A 22,123-nucleotide genomic window follows, 5' to 3' on the forward strand; every position below is an offset into this window, starting at 1 on the left:
ATGCTATTCTTTTTAACTCCGGACTTTTATTATTCATCATCATCCGAAGACTTTTTGGTGAGATTCTCCTGCACACGACGGTAAAGCTCCTGTGCCGCATTGTATCCCATCTTTTTCTGTCTGTGGTTGACAGCCGCCGCCTCACAGATGACGGCAAGGTTACGTCCCGGACGGATCGGCAGGGAATGACACACTACCTTGTTGCCAAGGAACTCTGTATATTCTTCCTCTAAGCCGAGACGGTCATACTCATTTTCTTTCTTCCAGTCCTCTAACTTGATGACGAGGTCGATCTGCTGTTTTTCCTTTACACATTCTACACCAAACAGTGTCTTTACATCGATGATCCCGATACCGCGGAGTTCGATAAAATAACGTGTGATATCCGGTGATGTTCCGATCAGCGTGTGCTCATTGATCTTGCGGATCTCTACCACATCATCTGTTACAAGACGGTGTCCTCTCTTGATCAGCTCAAGGGCTGCTTCGCTCTTTCCGATACCGCTCTCGCCCATGATCAGAAGTCCCTCACCATAGACATCTACTAAAACTCCATGGATCGTGATACACGGTGCAAGCTGTTCATTCAGGCAGTAGATAAGTTCTGCCATAAACTCAGAAGTACTGCGTTTTGTGCCAAGCACCGGGATGTTCTTCTCCTCTGCAATCTTTAAGAATGATTCATCCGGCTGTAAATCCCTGCAGAAAATGACACAAGGGATATCATATCCCATAAATTCACGATAGATCTTTTCACGTTTTTTTTCATCTAACTGCTGCAGATATGTGTACTCTACAGTACCGATGATCTGAACCCTGGACTGTTCAAAATGTTTAAAATATCCACTGAGCTGTAATGCCGGTCTGTTCACATCACTGATCATAATGCGATGTCCCTTTAATTCCATATCCGGCAGAAAATTACATAAATCCATGATCTGTGCGATCTTTGCTACTCCAACACCTTCCATATCCTTTGTCCTCTCCTAAGCATTTTTTCGTAACTATTCTGACGCCATTTTACCATAGACGCTAAAATTCTTCAACTTGAATACTCGTGGAAAAACTGATAAACCGCCTGCGCCGCCTGCTCGTTCATCGACTCTGTCTTTGTAAGTTCTTCCTCCGATGCCTCCCGGATTGCTTCAAGCGACTGAAAGCGGCGCATCAACGCTTTCCTCCGCGCAGGCCCGATTCCCGGAATATCGTCAAGCACAGAGTGTACCTGTTCTTTGCTTCGCAGGGATCTGTGATATTCGATTGCAAACCGGTGTGCCTCGTCCTGGATTCTTGTGATCAGTTTAAATCCCTCACTCGTCCGCTCGATCGGTATTTCCTTATTCTGATAGTATAACCCGCGGGTACGGTGATTATCATCTTTTACCATACCACAGACCGGAATATTTATCTTCAGCTCATCGAGTACTTTAAGCGCAATATTGACCTGTCCACGTCCGCCATCCATCATGATAAGGTCCGGAAATCTTGTAAAACTTCCATATTCTTCCGCTATTTCACGTTCAGCAAGATCTTTTTTCTCCTGCATGCCGTGCGTAAAACGTCTGGTCAGCACCTCATGCATCGACGCATAATCATCCGGTCCTGTGATTGTTTTTAACTTAAATTTACGGTAATCACTGCGCTTTGGCTTTCCTTTCTCATAAACGATCATGGAACCAACTGTCTCAAAACCATTAATGTTTGAAATATCGTATGCCTCGACACGCGAAAGACCTTCCATCCCCAGAAGATGTTCGATTTCTTTCATTGCACCGATGGTTCTTCCCTCCTCGCGTTTGATTTTCTCACGATCCTGCGAAAGAACCAGTTCTGCATTTTTCTGTGCCAGCTCGACTAACTTCTCCTTCATGCCCTTCTGCGGAACACGGATATAAACCTTTGCACCACGTTTTTCACCCAGCCACTCAGCTAGGACCTCGTGATCCTCGATCTCCTCCGGCAGCATGATCTCTCTTGGGATAAACGGTGTCCCTGAATAAAACTGTTTTAAAAAGGTTGTTAAGATCTGGCTTTTGGTATCTTCTGTTCCGACTCTGACATAAAAATGATCCCTGCCGATCAGCTTTCCATCGCGGATGAAAAATACCTGAACCACTGCATCCCTGTCATCCGACGCAAGTGCGATGATATCTTTATCCTCTCCATCTGTATGCGTGATCTTCTGCTTCTGCGCGATCTGACGCACACTGCCTAAAAGTTCCCGGTATTCGATTGCCTTCTCAAACTCCAGATTTTCGGATGCCTCATTCATTTTCTGTTCTAATGATTTTAAGATTGGTGCATAATTTCCATTTAAAAATTCAACGGCAGCATCGACTCTTTCCCGATACTCTTCTTTACTGATATATCCCTGGCACGGCGCCTGACACTGGTGGATGTGATAGTTCAGACACGGACGCTCCTTGCCGATATCTCTTGGCAGAACACGGCTGCAGGTGCGGAGCTGGTAAAGTTTATTGATCAGCTCGATCGTATCTTTTACTGCCCCCGCACTGGTGTATGGCCCAAAATATCTCGATTTGTCTTTTTTCTGCTGACGTGAAAAGAGTACCCGTGGGAAATCCTCACCGACCGTCACACGGATATAGGGATAAGTCTTGTCATCGCGCAGCATGGTATTGTATTTTGGACAATGTTCCTTGATCAGGTTGCACTCCAACACAAGCGCCTCTAATTCCGAGTCCGTAATAATATACTCGAAACGTGCGATCTGTTTTACCATCTGTGCCTTTTTGATGCCCTCATCATGACTCGGCTGGAAATACTGGTGTACTCTCTTTCGTAAACTGACAGCCTTACCGATATAGATGATCGCATCGTGGCTGTCATGCATAATATAAACTCCCGGCTGATCCGGGAGTTTTTTTAATTCTTCTGCGATGTTAAACATGAAACCTCATTCCTGCTCTGATCGTTCTGTTTATACTTATCCTGCTGATATTTATCTTATTTTTCAGCTTTTATTTCTGATACTTCTGCAGCGAAGCCTCTGCTGCGTTATTTCTGGTGTTCCTCATGTGCTGCTGTCTGATCGTCTACGACCTGATCAATAAAACTGCCCTTTTCCAAGGATACAGTATTCTGATCTTCCGCTGCACGTGAAGTTTCTGCTTCTGCCTGATTTTTTATTTCTGTCTGTCCTTCCGTTTTTGCATGTTCTTCTGTTTTCGCCTGCTCTAACGCATTTTTAGCATCCTCTGCCTGCTCGAAGAATGTTTTTTTCTCCTCTTCTTCCGGCTCCGGGATTCCTTTTAATTCACGGAAAATCTTCATGAATTCTTTTCCGGTGATCGTCTCATGCTCGTAGAGATATTCTGAGATCTTGTCGAGAACCTCCCTGTTTTCCTCAAGCATGCGGTATGCTTCATCGTAGCTGTTGTTGATGATGGAAAGTACTTCCTGATCGATCTGTGCTGCAGTCTCCTCACCACAGATCAGTCCTGCACGGTTGTCTAAGTACTGGTTCTCAACCGTTGCCAGACACATCATACCAAATTTATCGGACATACCGTACTGTGTGACCATCGCTCTCGCGATCGAAGTCGCACTCTCGATATCGTTGGCTGCACCGCTCGTCGCAGAACCAAATACCAGCATCTCTGCCGCACGGCCTGCCATGTAGGTTGTGATCTTTGCAAGCAGTTCATCCTTGGTCTGCAGGTATTTTTCTTCTTCCGGTGTCTGTAATGTATATCCAAGTGCGCCCATGGTACGCGGTACGATTGTGATCTTCTGTACCGGCTCGGTATTTTTCTGCAGTGCAGTTACCATTGCATGACCGACTTCGTGATAAGATACGATCTTGCGCTCCTTATCGCTCATGATGCGGTCTTTCTTCTCTTTTCCACCGACCGCAACAAGCTCAAATGCATCAAACAGATCGGACTGGTTTACAAACTTTCTGCCATTTTTTACTGCGTTGATGGCAGCCTCATTGATCATATTGGCAAGATCGGAACCTACAAGTCCTGCCGTTGCAAGCGCAAGTGCATCAAGGTCTACGGTCTCATCCATCATGACATCTTTGGAATGAACCTTTAATGTCTCTAAACGTCCCTTTAAGTCCGGTTTATCGACAATGATACGACGGTCAAAACGTCCCGGACGGAGTAACGCTTTATCAAGTACCTCCGGACGGTTGGTCGCTGCTAAGATCAGAAGTCCCTTGGATGTATCAAATCCATCCATCTCTGCCAGTAACTGGTTTAACGTCTGCTCACGCTCGTCATTGCCGCCGTAACGGGTATCACGGCTCTTACCGATCGCATCGATCTCATCGATAAAGATGATACATGGTGCCTGTTTCTGTGCTTCTTTAAACAGGTCACGCACACGGGATGCTCCGACACCGACAAACATCTCCACAAAATCAGAACCTGCCAGTGAGAAGAACGGAACCTTCGCCTCACCTGCAACTGCTTTTGCAAGCAGTGTCTTACCGGTACCAGGAGGTCCGACTAAAAGTGCACCCTTCGGCAGTTTTGCACCGATCTCGGAATATTTCTTCGGGTTATGCAGGAAATCAACAACCTCCTGTAAGGATTCTTTTGCCTCGTCCTGTCCGGCTACATCCTTAAATGTAACACCCGTCTGTTTTTCCACGTAAACTTTCGCATTGCTCTTGCCAACACCCATGGCACCGCCGCCCATACGCTTCATCAAAAATCCGAGCAGTACCCAGATCAGTACTAACGGGATCAGATAACTTAAAATACTGTAAATCCAGGTGGAAGTGTTGTCCGGGATTACTCCGTAAATTTCTACGCCTTTTTCTTTTAAAAGCGGAATCAGATCCTCATCCGCCACGCGTCCGCAGTAATAGGTCGGCTGGTACGGACTCTTGTCCTTTGTCACCGGTGTGATGTCGATCTCATACGATCCGATCTCTACGGATTTGACTTCACCTGCTTCCACTTTTTCCAGAAATTGCGAATAGGAAATCTCCTGGGTGCTCATCTGTGAAAAGCGGTTCGACACCATGCTCATGATAAATAACACGATGAGAGAAACCAGAACAAATGCCATGATAAGCTGTCCGTTATGGTTGTCCTTTCCACCATTGCCGCCGTTATTTCCATTGCCACCGCCGCCATTACCGCCGTTATTATTATAATTATTATTTCCATTATTGTAATTATTTGGTCCCTGGTTATCCATAATCTATCCTTTCCAAACATCTGCAGTATCTGCTGCATCTGGATTTTATCTGATATTCGTCAATATCTTCTTTATTATATTGAAAACAACACGCAAAAGCAATACACAGTTCATGAACTTTTGATGTGTTTTCTAAATTATTTCTAAATTCACTTTTATCTTTTTTAAGTTATGCTGGATTTTGCGTAAACTTAGTTGTATACTATATGGGTTATAAAATACGTGAAATATTTTTTAAATTTACTATAATGATGAGGAGGAAAACCCTATGCCTGTAAAATATGTCTTTGTCACCGGCGGTGTCGTTTCCGGTCTTGGTAAAGGTATCACGGCTGCTTCTCTTGGAAGATTATTAAAAGCCCGTGGATACAAAGTGACCATGCAGAAATTCGATCCGTATATCAATATCGATCCCGGAACCATGAACCCGATCCAGCATGGTGAAGTATTCGTTACCGATGACGGTGCAGAAACAGACCTGGACTTAGGACATTATGAACGTTTTATCGATGAAAGCCTAACAAAAAATTCCAATGTGACCACCGGTAAGGTTTACTGGTCTGTGCTCCAGAAAGAGCGCCGCGGCGATTTCGGCGGAGGTACTGTCCAGGTGATCCCGCATATCACCAATGAGATCAAGAGCCGTTTTTACCGCAATTTCACTTCCGATGAGACACATATCGCGATCATTGAGGTCGGCGGTACTGTCGGAGATATCGAGAGCCAGCCGTTCTTAGAGGCGATCCGCCAGTTCCAGCATGAGGTCGGACACGAAAACGCGATTCTGATCCATGTCACACTGATCCCTTATATCAAGGCTTCCGGTGAGCTTAAGACAAAACCGACACAGGCAAGCGTCAAAGAACTTCAGGGAATGGGTATCCAGCCGGATATCATCGTCTGCCGCTCCGAGCACGAACTTGATCAGAGCTTAAAAGACAAAATTGCCCTGTTCTGTAACGTACCAAACGGCAACGTACTCCAGAACCTTGACGTTGAGTATCTTTACGAGGCACCTCTTGCCATGGAAAAGGAAAATCTTGCCAAGGTTGCATGTAAGGCCCTGCATTTAGATTGCCCGGAACCAGATTTAAAAGACTGGGAAGCCATGGTAGATTCTCTCCGCCACCCGAACAAAGAAATAAAAATTGCTTTGGTCGGAAAATATATTGCACTGCATGATGCATACATCTCTGTTGTGGAGGCATTAAAACACGGCGGAATTGCTGAGCGTGCTACCGTCGATCTCCACTGGATCGATTCTGAGACATTAAATGATGACAATGCAAAAGAACTGCTCGGCGATATGGCAGGTATCATTGTTCCGGGAGGATTTGGTTCCCGCGGTGTCGAGGGTATGATCTCCGCAGCAAAATACGCAAGAGAAAACAACGTTCCATACCTTGGTCTCTGCCTTGGTATGCAGGTAGCCATCATTGAATTTGCAAGACATGTCTGCGGATTCCATGATGCACACAGTGTGGAGCTTGACCCGAACACCACACATCCTGTCATCGCACTGATGCCGGATCAGAATGGTGTGGAGGATATCGGCGGTACCTTAAGACTTGGCTCTTACCCATGTGTGTTAGATCCAACCTCTAAAGCCCGCGAGCTTTACGGTTCTGAAGAGATCCATGAGAGACACCGTCACCGTTACGAAGTCAACAATGATTTCCGTGCAGCACTTACCGAGGGCGGCATGAAACTCTGCGGTACCTCCCCGGATGGAAGAATCGTTGAGATGATTGAAATTCCGGATCACCCGTGGTTCCTTGCAACACAGGCTCATCCGGAATTCAAATCCAGACCGAACCGTCCACATCCGTTATTCAAAGGTTTTGTGGAAGCTGCTGTAAAGAACAGCATGAAATAAATTTTAAACGCAAAAAGCTGACTTGCCGGTTTGCCCGGCAGTCAGCTTTTTTAATAATAATAAAATGTTCGTGCAACGTGCATTCTGTTATTTATTTTCCAAAGTAAGCATCCACTCCATCGGCGATTCCCGATGCGATCTTCTGCTGATAATCGTCAGTCGCCATTTTAAGATCCTCATCCGCATTGGTCATGTACCCCATCTCAACGATCGTGACCGGAACCTGACACCAGTTGATACCGCTCATCGTATCTGTCTCCCAGACACCCTCACTTTTTGCACCGGTTGCCGCACACAGGGAACCTATGATGCAGTCGGAAAGTTTTCTTGAGTTCTGATAAATATTGGAGCAGTACGGGTTTGCTGCGGTCGGACAGATCGTCATCGCTCCGTTTGCCGCAGAGTTGGTACTTCCATTTGCATGAATGCGGATAAATGCTGCCGCATGATTATTATTGGCAACTGCCGCACGCTCGGAATTGCTGATATTGACATCATTGGTCGTCCGGATCATCAACACCTGATAGCCGCGCGCCGTAAGTTCCTGCTGCAGCTTTAAAGATACCTGAAGTGTCAGTTCGTATTCCGCAAGCCCGCTCGCCACACCTGTTGTACCGGAAGCAACTTTCGCTTTTGTCTCAGATGCGCCTGGCCCGATCGGCTCTTTTTCGTTATTTCCTTTTGCCTGATGTCCGGCGTCGATCACAACCAGATTACCGGAAATGTTTGTCTGGACTGTATCTGTCTGCGTATTTTCCATCTCAGCAGACTGTTCTGTGCCAGTCTGGGGATTTCCCGCCTCAGCAGACTGCGCTGTGTCCGCAGTCTGTGATGATGCACTCTCCTGCTCCGAATCTGCTTCTCCCTTAATCACCTCTGTTGTAATGATTTCTTCTGTTTCCCGGGTCTCCGTTGGTGCCAGTTCTGCCGGCTCTGTTTCTTCCGTCTGCTCTGTTTCCTGTGTTTTTGTCTGTGCAGTTTCTGTCGCTTCTGTCATGATCTGCTCCGACTCTGCCTCTGTCTGTTCTTGTGTTTCTGTGACATTTTTCTCTTCAGCAGACACCTGGGCAGATCCGTTTTCATCCGCTTTGCTGCCACATCCCGTCATAAAAGACGCCCCCGCCAGTATCGTACATAACAATAACGCCAGTAATCTTTTCTTCTTTTTTATATTGCCAAAACTCATATATTTCTCCATTCTTTTTGCTTATTATCTGTCTTCAATATTACATCTGATGCCTTACCACCGCATACTCATCATCCAGCTGGTAGTACGGACACTCTTTATAATGTCCCTGCATCAGGCGCGCAGCATCATCCTCGTCCATATCCACTTCGCAGTAATATTCGTCATCATCTTCATCGTATACATTGTATACACAACTGTCACAGCTCGCCATAACATCCTCCAATTCTTATTGCCGTATTTTCCATATCCTGTCTGCTGCTTATCTTTCACTTCCGACTCTTCCGCAGAACATTATCTCCATGTTGAGATCACTTCGTCATAAAGCTGTTCTAAAAATTCTTTCAAAAGTGTGCGCTGGGTATCCCAGTATTTCTCAGTGATCTCGTCTCCGTCCGGTGTGTTTTCCGTCACATCCATAACTGCATCTAAGATCTCCGGGTTCAGATCATCCATCGCCTCCTGCACGGCAGCCTCAAAATCACAATACGCCTCACTGGTCAGGTATAGGATGAAATTCTCGCGGTTTAAATTTCTTGCCTCATAACTTCCGGTAAAAATATCATTTCCCACCGATGCGATCTGTTCGAACTCTTCCTTTACCGTTGTATAGTCAACCGGGCAGTAACTCTCCGTAAAAAATTTATCAAACACTTCTTTGTCAATCTTTTGTTCCATGCTGTTATCGTCTCCTTGCATTTTTTGCGTTCCCATGTTATTTTAGCATAGAAACCGTTCACAGAAAAGACCGCATATCTGCGGTAATCATGGGCAACCCACTACACGGGCAAACCGTTTACCATAATTATAGAAGAAACGAGGTTTATTATGACTGAATATCAAAATCTTCCAAACGATCCTGCTATGCTTTTAAGTTTCGTCAATACACAGCTCCGCGACAATTATCCGTCTTTTTCTGAGTTTGTTGCCGCATTTCATGCAGATGCCGATGCGATCACTGAAAAATTAAAAATGATCGATTACGAATATGACGAAACCCAAAATCAGTTTGTATAACATTTATTCCGGTACTTCATCATTCAGATATTTTCTGACACGCTTCCAATTCGGATAAAACTGTGTCATATAGCCCCAGAACACGGCATTATGACTCGGTTCTAAAATATGTGTCAGTTCATGCACAACCACATACTCCAGACACTCCGGCGGCTTTTTCGCCAGTGCGAGATTGATATTGATGTGGTGTGTCCTCACATTGCAGGAACCCCAGCGTGTTTTCATCTGGCGTATCGTAACACCGGATGCCTTTACGCCCATGACGGGTTCCCATTTTGCAATCAATTTTTCCACGTCTTTTTTCAAAAGCAGTTTCTGCTGTTTTAATTCCGCTTCGCTTAATTGTCTTACTTCCCTGCGTCCCTCTTTCGCATGCATATATTTTTCCCTGTAAACCCGGATCCAGTCGATCCGCTCCTTTGCAAAACGGTAAATCCGCTCGTCGCTCATCTGATGCGGCGCCGAAATGCGCACACTGCCATCCTCTTTACTGATACGCAGATACATATTTTTCATGCGTTTTTTCGTCACAATGATCGGGATCTCTTCTATCGTGAAACTGTATGTTTTTTCTCTCATATCCGGCCTTTCTGATAATTTTCTGAATTTTAATATGATTCGATTTTCAAAAAATGAAATCCACCTTTTGATAATCTAATCCCATAAATGAAGAAACCCCGGTAACATCACTGTTCCGGGGTTCCTCCGAGGAGTTTAGTTATGAAAATGTTAATCTATATAAAGGAAATTGCGTCGAAAGAATTGTCGGGATGTACAGCCTTTATTCTATACAACCTTGTTTAACAACCCGCCTGGGTAAGCGTTGTTAACTTCTTTCGATGGTTACAGTATACGGAAAAAATATGTCTTAAGTGTGACGATTTTCGAAAAGATTTATAAAAATCCTTATTTTTGTTTTTATATTTTATTTATAAATACAATTCTTTCCACATGATAATTTATGTTATAATAAAATCCTAATGTAACAGACAGGAGGACTTTATATGACCGAAACACCTTTATTTGAAAACCGGAGATACTGCGAAGAATGTCACTGTCTTCTTCCCACATCCTACGAGGGAACATTGTGTCCCCGCTGTTTAGAACAGGAACTTTTTCATCAGGTAAAAGAATATATTCAGACAAACAACGCCACCGCTTATGATGTTGCAACACATTTTCATCTGCCGCTCAGCCGCATTAAAGAATGGATTGATGACGGGATGATCGAATACAAAGACATTCCCGGCCACAACCTTTAAATGACTATTTCAAAAATCCATTGATAATCTGTTCTTCCGCTTCTTTTTCTGTAAGTCCAAGTGTCATCAGCTTGATCAGCTGCTCTCCGGCTATTTTTCCGATAGCAGCTTCATGGATCAGATTTGCGTCAATATTGTTGGCAGTCAGCTGCGGACTTGCAGTCACACAGGCGTTATCCATAATGATGGCATCACATTCACTGTGTCCTGCACAGGCTGCATTACCATTCATAACGGAGAAAAATTCCTGTTTTGATTCCCCTTTTGCAACAGAACGTGACACCAGATTCACACTGGAATTATCCCCGTTAATATCCACATGAAAATCTGTCTTCGCGTACTGTTTTCCGTGTGTCATGATCTTCTCATGAATTTCTAAAGATGCATTTTCTGCAAGATCACCTTTTGTCACACGGACTGTGGAATCAATCCCTTTGATCTGGGTCGTCTCCATCTCCATATGTGCACCCTCTTTTAAGTGCACAATGGTCTGCGGATTCATGATATTCTCTCCGTTGCCGTCACCCTCGCCGTAATGGCGCTCAATGTAGCGGACCTTTGCATTTTTCTCCAGATAAAACGTATGCACACCGTCATGTTTGGAGGTATCTACACCACAGTTATGGATTCCGCATCCTGCCACGATCGTGACATCTGCACCCTCACCGATATAAAAATCATTGTAAACACATTCCTGCATTCCACTTTCACTCAAAAGAACCGGAATGTGTACACTCTCATTGACCGTTCCCGGTTTGATGATAATATCGATTCCATCCTTATCAGTCTTTGTTACAATATCAATATTTGCAGTTGTATTTCTTCCGAGTTTGGTTCCGTTGGCACGAATGTTATAGGCACCCTCCGGGATCTCGTGCAGTCCTGCCACCTGCTCTAATAAATTTTTCTGTATTAAATCCATTTTTATCCTCACTTCCTCATACTCATACATTACAGCTTGCTGGTCAGTGTCTCACAGGCCCCTGCTGTATGAAGCAGTTCCGGAAGTACTTCTTCCTTGGTTCCGATTGTCTTAACCTGTCCGTTTGCGATCACCACGATCTTATCTGCAATGTCTAAAATACGCTCCTGATGTGAAATGATAAGAATCGTTCCCTGAATCTCATCACGCATTTTTTCAAATACCCTGATCAGACTGTTAAAACTCCAGAGATCGATTCCCGCTTCAGGCTCATCAAAAATGGAAAGCTTTGTTCCGCGTGCCGTGATCATCGCGATCTCAATACGCTTTAACTCACCGCCGGAAAGACTGCCATTGATCTCACGGTCAATATACTCTCTCGCACACAGACCAACCTCCGATAAGATCTCACAGATCTCATTCACCGTCATCGTTCTTCCTGCTGCGATTGTGATCAGATCTTTGACTGTCAGTCCTTTAAAATGTACCGGCTGCTGAAATGCATAGCTGATGCCATGTTTTGCACGCTCGGTAATATCAAGTTCTGTAATATCCTCTCCATCTAAAATGATCTGACCGGATGTCGGCTTGATGATTCCGGCAATGATCTTTGCAAGTGTGGACTTTCCTCCACCGTTCGGTCCGGTGATCGCCACAAAATGCTCATCGATCGTAAGGCTGACATCTTTTAAGATCTCTTTGTTGTCCTGATTGTCCTCTACCTCATAAGTGATATTTCTTAACTCTAACATTTCTTCCTCCGTCTGCGTTTCACCGCTTATCTTACCACGGAACGCGGATATTTTACCATAACTTCATCGAGCATCTCATCATCCGGCTCAAACTCATAACGCACAAGTCCTTTTTCGCCCTTTGCGATCAGCTCATACACCTTTGCCTCCGGGTCGCCGGAAGTCAGATTTTTATATGCCAGATTCTTGTCATTTTCGTATTTGTATACGCTTCTGTCACCTCTTGGAGCAAATCCAAGTACATCATCCATCTGCACGCTGCCGATGGCTTTACGTTTGCTTTTTGCCTTGATCTGTGCAAAGCGGAACTCTCCATCATAATAGGTATATTCGTACTCTATATCCGAACGAAATGCCTGAAAATACCATACCAGTGCAAATGCGATTCCCGGGATCAGAAAAATAACCGGATTCACAAATGTAGCCAGCAAAAACATCAGGCAGGCAAGGATAAACCATGCTGTAGTTAACATTTTTTTGGAACCTGTTTTCTTTTTCGGAACGATCACTAATTTCTCATGCATATAATCTTCTCCTGTTTTCTTATATTTACCTGTTTTTTGACATACTCTTTTGGGCAGGCTGCCTTTTCCACCATCGTGGAACTGGTTCTATTTCACATACATCAGCATCTCTTTTGCAAGTCTGCCACAGGTCATACTTCTTATATTATCATGTAACAACTTGTCAGGCAAGGGCTGTCCCTCCATTCTCTGCATAAATACAGGAAATTTTATACATTTTTTATTTTTCTGTACATCGCACCTGTTATCGTGTAAAATAAAAGCAAATGGTTTTTTCGTAATTTTTCGCAGTTTTGCAACACATTTTTTACACACAATAACTTTTTATCATGGAGAATAAAAAAATGATCAATTATCACTATGAAAAAGATGCATTTTCCACATTTAAAAATGGAATCCGCCGTGAATGGGCGTTGACCAACGGCATCGGCGGTTATGCCGGAAGTTCCCTCATCGGTGCTCACAACCGGACGCATCAGGGTTATCTGATCGCGAGTCTCCACCCGCCGATCGAGCGCTATCTTGTTTTTTCCAAGATCAACGAATCCCTGTCCGTATTTGCAGCAGAAAACACCGGCAGTTCTGACGAAAAATTTCATCCCATTACGGACACGTTAAAAAAAGGATCTGTTCCAGCTGTATCTGCAGTGTATAACCTTGAGACCTCACAGCACAGAAAAAATGGCGGAACCTGTTACACACAGGGGCAGGAATATCTCGTCTCTTTTTCTTATGACGGAAGTGTTCACTACACATACCAGGCGGGCGATATCATGCTGAAAAAACATATCTGCTTAAAACATGGTGCCAATGTGTGTGCCATTGCCTATGAAATCGAAAATAATGGTCCGGATGCTTCTCTCACGCTGGTTCCGCTTTTTAATTTCCGTGAACACAGTGCATCCAGCCGCCCGGAAGATTTTCATTTTCGTACTTCCCTGATCGACAATTCACTCTGCCTGATCCCAGAAAGCCATCCTGATACTGCCATTTTGTTCCAGACCAGTGAAGGTATTTTTTCCGACCATACGCCTATGTTCGATATTGACATGCAGCTTCAGACCGAAGTCGATCTTGAGACGGACGGACTCGACTGTCATTATTGTCCACATGAAGTCACTGTTTTTCTTCCGGCGAAAAGCCACAAACAGATTTCCGTGCTCTGTTCCGTGATCGCTGCCGATGAAACATTTACAGATATCACGGCAGATACCGCTTTTGACATTTTAAAAGAACGGGAAAAGTATACAAAATCACTCTACGAAACGGCAGGTATCCACGATGATTTTGCAGATCGCCTGGTTCTCGCCGCGGATCAGTTTCTCTGTGACCGTGCTTCCACCGGCTATAAAACCGTGCTTGCCGGGCTTCCATGGTTTACGGATTGGGGCCGTGACACGATGATCGCATTTACCGGACTGACGCTCTGCACCGGGCGCAGAAAAGATGCAGAGGAAATCCTTTTAACTTTTTCCAAATACATCCGTCACGGGATCGTGCCAAACATGTTCCCGGATGACAATGCCGCTCCGCTTTATAATACAGCGGACGCTTCCCTGTGGTATTTTTATGCGGTATGGCAGTATCTGCAGTATTATCCGGATACCGCTGCAAATGCTTTCGTACAGGAAAATATTTATCCTCATTTGAAGGAAATCATTTCCGCTTACAAAAATGGCACAGATTTCAGTATTTATATGGAGGAGGACGGGCTCATCCATGCCGGAAGCGGTCTTGACCAGATCACCTGGATGGACGTACGCGTCGGTGACTGGGTTGCCACCCCGCGCCACGGAAAACCGGTGGAGATCAATGCGCTCTGGTATAATGCGCTGAAGGTCATGGAGGAACTTGCCCGGCGGTATGAAGGTGGGGACGATGTTTTGGTTACTGGCGGTTATGCCACAAGTTCCGGCAGTGAGGTTTCGGGTTCTGCCACGGTTTCCGGCAATGAAGTTTCGGGTTCTGGCGGTTCTGCCCAGGGTTTAGGCAGTCATGTTTCGGTTACTGGCGTTTCCGCCACGAGTCTGGGCAGTCATGTTATGACCTCCCACAATTATGCTGCACTTGCGGAACTTGTAAAAGCATCTTTCTGCCAGAAGTTCTGGTGGAAGGAAGAAGGCTGTCTTTACGATGTCGTGGACGGGGATGAGCCGGATGACCATCTTCGCCCAAACCAGATCTATGCGGTGTCACTGCCTTTTACCATGTTATCGAAGGAGCAGGAAGCAAAAATCGTCGCATTTGTCAAAAAATATCTTTATATAGGCTGCGGACTTCGCTCTCTCACCAGCGACCATTCAGACTACCACGGCATTTACTGTGGTTCCCTGTCAAAACGCGACGCTGCCTACCACCAGGGCACGGCATGGGGATTTCTGCTCGGCGGTTTTCTGTCCGCCTATGCCAAAGTCCACGATCACTCGCTGGAATGTACCAAAGAGCTGCTTTCCCTGCTCGGGCCGGTGCGTCATCACCTGACCGACAATGGCTGTATCGGCTCGATCTCCGAAATTTTCGACGGGGATGCACCTCACAATCCAAGAGGCTGCTATGCGCAGGCATGGAGCGTCGGTGAGACACTGCGGGCTTATATGCAGGATGTGCTGCCGTATATGTAACTTCCGTCCTGCTATCCTGCTATACGCATGATATACAAATGTACTGCCATACGTTACCACATAACATGATTGACCGACAACACAGAGAACAAAGAGTCGCTTACGACTCTTTCGTGCTCGAGCGGTGCTGTTCCCAGCTAACTTCTTCTCCGCAGGATGCACATCCCGCCCGGAGGGCTTTTTAATTCATAGGACGTAATTTCCTATGAAGATTCGGGTGTCAAAAGATGGATTTTAATTTAGTGGCTGGCAAATTGCACAAAGCAGAGACTGTTTTTGTGACATGGGGAAAAAATTAGAAAATCTTAGTTTGCCTGTCGATGCGCAGTGTTTTGCTGCCATGGACGGCAGCAAAAGTCTTAATGTCCCATGGATGGGGATGGGACGTTTATGACGTACACGTCTCTTTGAGAGAATTTAACACAGGCAGACTTAGATTTTCTTATTTTCGGACAACGGAACAAAATAGGCATTGCTTTGTGCAATTTGCCAATCAAAAATTGAAGAGCCACCTTTTGACACCCGAATCCTATGAATTAAAAAACATATCATTTCACAATTTAACAGATGCGCACAATGGGTGAAACTTCGGTATTAAAATCTGGTTTCACCCATTTTTTCTAACTATTTAACAGCTTTCTATTGATTTTGGGTGAAATCTTCCTTTTTCTACTCATTTCACCCTGATTTTTCCAATTTTGTGGGTTATTCCGATTGATTCATATCTATTTCGCCCATTCTCCCACGTATTGAAATATATTGCCGTTAAAATCGGACGAAATCCTTTTGTAATCTTCATGTTTCGCCCATTCTGTTTCAAACTAAGTTCATTGGATTTGCATTACTTTTATTTTTGTACGCTATGCTGATAATGTGGTATACGATTTCCATAAAATGGCTCGTATATGTTTTCCTAATTATTGCAAAAATTCATATTATGAAAAAAATTAAAAAAATTTGCATTTTCTGCTTGACAGCAAAACCTTTTTCCTTTAAAATAAATTTTGTTGTGAGACGCCCAGTTAGCTCAGTTGGTAGAGCAGAGGACTGAAAATCCTCGTGTCTCTGGTTCGATTCCGGAACTGGGCATTCGAACAGAAACAATGGTTTCTGCTCAGCAGTATTCAATTTCATACATTTTATGCGGGTGTAGTTCAATGGTAGAACACCAGCCTTCCAAGCTGGATACGTGGGTTCGATTCCCATCACCCGCTTTTTTGTTGCAATGATTTAAGTCCGAGTTTCTAATAAAACCCGGACTTTTCATATTGAATCTAAACCAATGTCCTGCATTTACGTTATTATTGCAAAATATAGTTTAAATAAAATCTAAGCAAACCTTAATATTGTATAATCTGATTCACTATTTCTTGATAATCATAAATATCATCATTTTCAAACGGCTTTTTTGCTCGTCCTTTATCAAACGCTTTATTAAGTAATTCTTCATATTCAGCTTCACCCGATACTTGATTTCCATTCCAATAATAGTTATAAATTGGAAAACCTTCCGCATCAAATTGAATATTAGCATTATCTTCTGCACCACACTCTCCTTTCGCTTCTACAACAAAAGAACCATCTTCTATGCTGTAAACGATATCATAATACTCATCCATATGCCCGCCAGAATCCAAAAATAAATTTTCACCCTCTATATATGAAAAGCCATAATTCCACATAGGCTGATAAATCACTGAATTATCGAAGTAGCTACACAACATATCTCCACCCGCTGTAGAGCCAAAATTAATATATAGTTCCGGAATATTATCTCCATTCACATTTACTAATTTATATTTTTGTAAAGGTTCATCAAGCAAAAAATCATCGTTCATATACTTTTCAAAAACAAAATCAATATATGCTGATTTCCAAGCCTCTGAAGTTTTTATATTATATTGTTCTTTCAACTCTAATATATTTTTTATATCTTCTATCTCTCCTTCTTCATAATTATTAACATACCAGGCAGTAACTTGTTCACCATTATAAAATATTTCTATGTATATTATTTTTCCATCCTGTAACAAATAAATTGCGTCTGAATCTTCTGACACACTTTGATATGTATAACCATATTCCTGAATCTTGGACAATACAGCTGCTCTATTATCCCCAATACGTACCCCATATAAAGCCACCTTCTCATTTCCCTGATTTGAAACAGCATAATAGCCATAATCATCCCAGCTTAGTTTAAAGTTGTCGATACAATAATTATTACTTCCCGTCGCAGCTTCGTTGTCGTATTCCATATCCATGATTTCAACAACCTTTTCAAAATTTCCTATATAATCTGTGATCTCAACTATATTATTTTCGCTATTGGATACTTCGACGAAAGAATTATCCTCAGAACTCTCTTCCTCTTCTGCTGCAGCTTCTTCATACTCTGTCTGCCCTTCTGTATCAGCAGTTATCGCATCATTCTCCTGCAGCTCAGCCAGATCTGCCTGCGTTGTTTGATTCCCACAGGCAGAAATTGTCATTGCCATTAACATATATAACGATGCAAATTTTCTTTTTTTCATAATAATATCTTATCCTCCTTCGTATGATACAAAATCCTTTTTTAGAAAGCATAAATAGGTTACCTTTTTCTATTCTAATGTATAAACTTTTTCTTCTAAAGTATAAGTATTGGTTTCTTTTACTTCTTTCGTTATCAAATCAACTTGTAAAGTGTATAAAAGACTTGAAATATTTGGATCCTCGGAATATGCACCTACTCTAGCTGTTAAAACATTATCTGTTAATGATGTCTGATATACTGTCCCTTCATTTTCGTATATAGTCCCCAGCTTTTGTAATACTTCATTACTAAGTTCCGTATAATCAACAGCAGTCTGCGTACTATTTTCACCTGTAGCAGGTGCAACATTTTCTGCCAAAATTATCCAGTTGCCATCAACCCATTGATAATTTAATAATTCCATAACATCAACAGATTCTATTTTATTGACTTTATAATTTATGTTATCAATTTCATAATATGAAACATCATCTTGGTATTGCGCAATAATTCCATTTGTATAAATTTCATACGAAGTATAAAGTGACTGCCCACTCTCAAATAGTTTTACAGCAGATTTTCCGTTATATATATAAATATCAAAACATACAACTTCACTACCACCACTTGCTAATAACAATTCAGGTATTCCATTATTATCAATATCATAATATGTATATAACAACGTACATTGTAATTCATGATAATATTCCAAAATAGCTGTATGCAAATCACTATATTTAGAATTATATAATTCTAAATTATCCAGCCATTCATTGTCTTCAACAGCACAAGCCTCTTTATATCTTTCAAGAATTTCATTATAGGAATCTTCCATAGATTTTGTTTCTGTTATAGGAAATACCTTTTCACCTTCATACTGTTCTAAATATTCTGCATTATCTTCCGGCAAAAATCCATAACATTTACTTTCATTTGTTTTATCTGCATTTTTCAACTGCACCAAATATCCTGCAATTTCTTCGTTGATATTATTTTGATATTCAATCAAATCTGGTACTGCCGTCTTTGCTCCTTCGCTCAATGCACCTAATGCCGCATCTCTTGTTATATAACAGAATTTCAGATATGTATAACAATATTGACTTATTTTATATAAATTTTCCGGAGTAATATTATTCACATCACTAAATATTGAATTTCTTAATGTCTGATATGATGTAAATGAATCTGCCTGAAATATACTTGCATACATGGAAAGCATAAAACTATCTGTATTGCTCAGTCCTTCTTTATAAAATGGTATGTTCGCAGACATAACACTCCATCCTATTAACATTAAATTTGCTGTTAAGCCAAAAGAAGCTGTCAGATCTGCCGCCTCAAAAATTAAATCATCATAATTTTCTTTTAAATATCTCAACGCTGAATATGTTGCAATATCGGTCTTTAAAGTGCCTACATAATTGACAATTCCATTTTTCATCGCATTTGACATAACACTCTGAGAATCTGTGTTTACAACAAATTTACTTAATGCATTTACTGCATACTTATCTTGATTCTGAAACTCATCTGCAAATCCAACTACTTCTGCAACTTTATAAAATTTATCAAGAAAACTGGTTGCTTCTGCTACTCCTTTTCCCACTTTTGTATATAATTCTGTCGTATCAGAAAAGAATTTTGCTTTGTCACATGCATTTTCTAATGTCTGATAAGATTTATTATAAGCAGCTATACTTGCATTATTATCTACGTCTATCTGAGATTTCAAATGATTACTTGTCTTTAACAAATTGTCAATATTTTCATCTAATTGCTTATCGATTGCATTGATTGCTTTTCCTAATGCCCCTTTACCGTCAAAATGAGACATTAACTCGTTCATTGCTTTTACTTCTTGTTGTAATTCATCATCTGAATATGTACAAAATAACATTGCCAGTTCTTCACTATATTTCGAATCATATGCAGAACTGTCTAACGCAAAATTTTGTATCGACTGTACCCATGATTCCCCGTCCATATTTAGCAGCCCATTAAACATAGTTACAACAAAAGAAGCCTTCCCCATAGTATCTTCATTTTTTTCCGAAATACCTATGTCATCCTGCCAATCAAATAAATACGTTTGATTATTTTTTAAAACATCCATATAAATATCAATGATATTTTTACTTGGCATATCAATTAAAATCGTGTTATCCACAACCAACATGCTGCTATTTAATAACAGCAGCGAATATTCTAATGGAATCCACACACCATTTTCATTTTTTATGGTTTCAAACGGTGCTTCATAAGAATCAGCCATTTGCGTAAACAGTATATGTCCAGCCTTTGTACTGTCATAATAAAATACTGTCAGACCATATGGTACTTTTTCATCTGCATCCCGATTATAAATAGAAACATATTCCTCAGACATCCCAACTTCATATCCAAGCCTTGTCCCAAGTTCTTCTGCATTTGCATAGACATTATCATTTTTTATCATAACCTGTAACGTTTCCGCATTGCCAATATTATCGGAAAATTCAACCGACACGGTATGATATGCTTCTTCTGTGCTTTCATCCGCCAAAACGATATTCGAAGACGATATTAACATAGCAATACATAATACTAAACTTATGATTTTTCTCATTTAACATCCTCCTCACTATTTTCCTGAATCATCTGCTTCATCAATTTCTGATATGCCGTTATTAAATTTCCTGTTATTCCATTCATAAATTCCTGTGTTGAATAGTCTGCTGTAAATATACCCTCTTCATAGTTATACGGCACTTTAACTTCACACTTTGTTTTCTCTGCTGCTGCAATATAGTTGTATATATATTCTTCGAAACTTTCTTCCGTCAAATTTTCTTCTTTCATAACATCTTCAAATATATTCATAAGTTCCGGTGCAGTAATTTCATACACAATATACTCTTTGGTTATCTCTTTTATTTTGATAGAATCCTGCTCCACAATCTTAGTAATAATGCCATTACTGGCATTTTCAGAATCTTCAAAGAAATCCGCCAATTTTTCGTCTGTTACAAAATTTCCAGTTCCTAAAATTATGGTTTCGACAGCTTTCATATCCTTATTAGTAACTGCTTCAACTATTTTTTCTGCTTCTGTCTCAACAACCTTATCCGTCCCACATGCCGAAAAGCATAATGTAAATACCAGACTAATAATTAACAGCTTCTTTTTTGCAGACTTTTTCATCTTTCCAATATTATACATAAGTCATCTCCTCTTCATTTTTTTCCGCAAGATTTTATATTTCTCTATTGTAACGGATAGAACACCTATACTTTCGATTATCTGTTTTGCACAACAAATGCTTAGTGAACCCGAAGAGTTTCTGAACAGACACATAAAATTCTATAATAAAAATGATACAATTTTAACAATTGTACCATTTGAGGTGTTCAAAGAAGTGTTCATTTGAACACCCCATCTTGAATCCGTTATTTCTTTTTTACCACAACCGTTTTCACATACGAATTCTGTCCAAATACCCTCGTACCATCATCATATACTGTGTATGGACAAACTTTCACATAATATCGTTTTCCCTTTTTCAGCCCTTTTATTGTCCTGGTTGTGCCTGCTGAATACACTGTTTTGATACCTTTTTTGAATTTATAATCTGTAGAATATTGTATCCTGTAACCAATGGCATTTTTTGCAGTTGCACACTTCACAGTCATCTGACCTTTTTTGGTGCTTTTTAAAGATTTTAATGTGCCTTTGGAGAGTTTGATCTGTTTTTCTGCTTCAATACGGAAGGTATATGTAACATCTCTATATCCCTCAACCTTTAAATAATAGATGCCTTTAGGTAATGTTCTGGATTGTTGCCCTTTATATAACCCCGTTACAGCATTTTGTTTATATGGTATATCATTATTCTTCAACAATATCTTCCCTGCCGTATTATAAATATCCATATCACAGCTATAATATGGTTCTTTATCCATTGCCGCATATAATACCACATGTGATTTTTCTGTAATCTGAAATCTATAATATCTCGTTTCTGTATAAAAAGTGCCAGATGTCAGCTTCCCCGTATAACTTTCACCCAGTTCGTAATCTTCTGCCTCATCTGCCATCGCAGCCTGTACCGTACTACTTCTGAATCCCAGAATTACAATTACACATAAAAACATTAACAGTAAATTTTTTTTAATTTTTTTGCTCATAGATAATTTTCTCCTTTTCTAACTCCAACATTTTAACGATAATACAATTTCACATCTGAAAATCCAACAATAGTCCCGGCATCTGCTGGCACTTCAATCGT

Annotated in this window: 18 protein-coding genes and 2 tRNA genes; 6 read left to right on the plus strand and 14 right to left on the minus strand. The window is 41.6% G+C overall.

Features of this window, described 5'->3' with window-relative positions; translation table 11 throughout:
• Positions 1-29: 29 nt before the first annotated feature.
• From hprK to ftsH, 3 genes are all read right to left on the minus strand, one after another.
• Positions 30-971, minus strand: a complete 942-nt coding sequence (gene hprK, locus H8S51_RS16515; protein WP_117921120.1) for an HPr(Ser) kinase/phosphatase — start codon at positions 969-971, stop codon at positions 30-32.
• Positions 972-1,042: 71 nt separating this feature from the next.
• Positions 1,043-2,911 carry an excinuclease ABC subunit UvrC gene (gene uvrC / locus H8S51_RS16520; protein ID WP_186900200.1) on the minus strand — a complete coding sequence of 623 codons (1,869 nt, stop codon included), beginning with the start codon at positions 2,909-2,911 and terminating at the stop codon, positions 1,043-1,045.
• A 107-nt stretch (positions 2,912-3,018) separates the two neighbouring features.
• Entirely contained in the window at positions 3,019-5,178 is a 2,160-nt protein-coding gene (gene ftsH, locus H8S51_RS16525) for an ATP-dependent zinc metalloprotease FtsH (RefSeq protein WP_186900201.1), read from the minus strand.
• A gap of 268 nt (positions 5,179-5,446) precedes the next feature.
• Here ftsH and H8S51_RS16530 point away from each other — a divergent pair, with 268 nt between their 5' ends.
• Positions 5,447-7,054: a CTP synthase gene (locus tag H8S51_RS16530; RefSeq protein ID WP_186900202.1), complete on the plus strand. Its 1,608-nt coding sequence runs from the start codon at positions 5,447-5,449 to the stop codon at positions 7,052-7,054.
• 91 nt (positions 7,055-7,145) lie between these two features.
• On the opposite strand, the gene H8S51_RS16535 is transcribed toward H8S51_RS16530, so the two are convergent.
• The 3 genes from H8S51_RS16535 to H8S51_RS16545 all read right to left on the minus strand — a co-directional run bounded on the left by H8S51_RS16535 (position 7,146) and on the right by H8S51_RS16545 (position 8,918).
• Complete coding sequence (locus H8S51_RS16535; RefSeq protein WP_022113066.1) at positions 7,146-8,240, minus strand: N-acetylmuramoyl-L-alanine amidase; 1,095 nt, start codon at positions 8,238-8,240, stop codon at positions 7,146-7,148.
• 40 nt (positions 8,241-8,280) lie between these two features.
• Positions 8,281-8,454, minus strand: a complete 174-nt coding sequence (locus H8S51_RS16540; protein ID WP_186900204.1) for a DUF6472 family protein — start codon at positions 8,452-8,454, stop codon at positions 8,281-8,283.
• An 80-nt stretch (positions 8,455-8,534) separates the two neighbouring features.
• A complete protein-coding gene (locus H8S51_RS16545; RefSeq protein ID WP_015560933.1) occupies positions 8,535-8,918 on the minus strand; it encodes a hypothetical protein in 384 nt (127 codons plus the stop codon).
• Between the two features lie 150 nt (positions 8,919-9,068).
• On the opposite strand from H8S51_RS16545, the gene H8S51_RS16550 reads away from it, so the two are divergent.
• Entirely contained in the window at positions 9,069-9,257 is a 189-nt protein-coding gene (locus H8S51_RS16550) for a DUF4250 domain-containing protein (protein ID WP_015560932.1), read from the plus strand.
• 3 nt (positions 9,258-9,260) lie between these two features.
• On the opposite strand, the gene H8S51_RS16555 is transcribed toward H8S51_RS16550, so the two are convergent.
• Positions 9,261-9,836 (minus strand): M48 family metallopeptidase, encoded by a 576-nt coding sequence (locus H8S51_RS16555; RefSeq protein ID WP_207724060.1) that lies wholly within the window; start codon positions 9,834-9,836, stop codon positions 9,261-9,263.
• Positions 9,837-10,261: 425 nt separating this feature from the next.
• Here H8S51_RS16555 and H8S51_RS16560 point away from each other — a divergent pair, with 425 nt between their 5' ends.
• On the plus strand, positions 10,262-10,519 hold the full coding sequence (locus tag H8S51_RS16560; protein WP_186900205.1) for a hypothetical protein: 258 nt from the start codon (positions 10,262-10,264) through the stop codon (positions 10,517-10,519).
• A 4-nt stretch (positions 10,520-10,523) separates the two neighbouring features.
• Here H8S51_RS16560 and H8S51_RS16565 read toward each other — a convergent pair whose 3' ends face one another.
• Genes H8S51_RS16565 through H8S51_RS16575 form a run of 3 tightly spaced genes read right to left on the minus strand, consistent with a single transcriptional unit; the run spans position 10,524 to position 12,717 of the window.
• On the minus strand, positions 10,524-11,441 hold the full coding sequence (locus H8S51_RS16565; protein ID WP_173022940.1) for a SufB/SufD family protein: 918 nt from the start codon (positions 11,439-11,441) through the stop codon (positions 10,524-10,526).
• 29 nt (positions 11,442-11,470) lie between these two features.
• On the minus strand, positions 11,471-12,193 hold the full coding sequence (locus tag H8S51_RS16570) for an ABC transporter ATP-binding protein (protein WP_006858976.1): 723 nt from the start codon (positions 12,191-12,193) through the stop codon (positions 11,471-11,473).
• A gap of 26 nt (positions 12,194-12,219) precedes the next feature.
• A complete protein-coding gene (locus H8S51_RS16575) occupies positions 12,220-12,717 on the minus strand; it encodes a hypothetical protein (protein WP_022113068.1) in 498 nt (165 codons plus the stop codon).
• A gap of 344 nt (positions 12,718-13,061) precedes the next feature.
• Between H8S51_RS16575 and H8S51_RS16580 the strand changes: the two genes are divergently transcribed.
• From H8S51_RS16580 to H8S51_RS16590, 3 genes are all read left to right on the plus strand, one after another.
• Entirely contained in the window at positions 13,062-15,338 is a 2,277-nt protein-coding gene (locus H8S51_RS16580) for an amylo-alpha-1,6-glucosidase (protein WP_241070786.1), read from the plus strand.
• Between the two features lie 1,016 nt (positions 15,339-16,354).
• A tRNA-Phe gene (locus tag H8S51_RS16585) sits at positions 16,355-16,427 on the plus strand.
• A 54-nt stretch (positions 16,428-16,481) separates the two neighbouring features.
• Positions 16,482-16,552: transfer RNA gene (locus tag H8S51_RS16590), tRNA-Gly, on the plus strand.
• Between the two features lie 126 nt (positions 16,553-16,678).
• Here the strand turns inward: H8S51_RS16590 and H8S51_RS16595 are convergent.
• The 4 genes from H8S51_RS16595 to H8S51_RS16610 form a co-directional block, all read right to left on the minus strand.
• On the minus strand, positions 16,679-17,872 hold the full coding sequence (locus H8S51_RS16595; protein WP_186900207.1) for a hypothetical protein: 1,194 nt from the start codon (positions 17,870-17,872) through the stop codon (positions 16,679-16,681).
• Between the two features lie 69 nt (positions 17,873-17,941).
• Complete coding sequence (locus H8S51_RS16600; protein WP_186900208.1) at positions 17,942-20,464, minus strand: hypothetical protein; 2,523 nt, start codon at positions 20,462-20,464, stop codon at positions 17,942-17,944.
• Positions 20,461-21,057 (minus strand): hypothetical protein, encoded by a 597-nt coding sequence (locus H8S51_RS16605; protein WP_186900209.1) that lies wholly within the window; start codon positions 21,055-21,057, stop codon positions 20,461-20,463. The genes H8S51_RS16600 and H8S51_RS16605 overlap by 4 nt, the downstream gene beginning before the upstream one ends.
• Before the next feature lie 227 nt (positions 21,058-21,284).
• Positions 21,285-22,022: a fibronectin type III domain-containing protein gene (locus H8S51_RS16610; protein ID WP_186900210.1), complete on the minus strand. Its 738-nt coding sequence runs from the start codon at positions 22,020-22,022 to the stop codon at positions 21,285-21,287.
• Positions 22,023-22,123: the final 101 nt, after the last annotated feature.

The organism is Roseburia rectibacter, assembly GCF_014287515.2.
In the GTDB taxonomy this organism is placed as follows: Bacteria; Bacillota; Clostridia; order Lachnospirales; family Lachnospiraceae; genus Roseburia; species Roseburia rectibacter.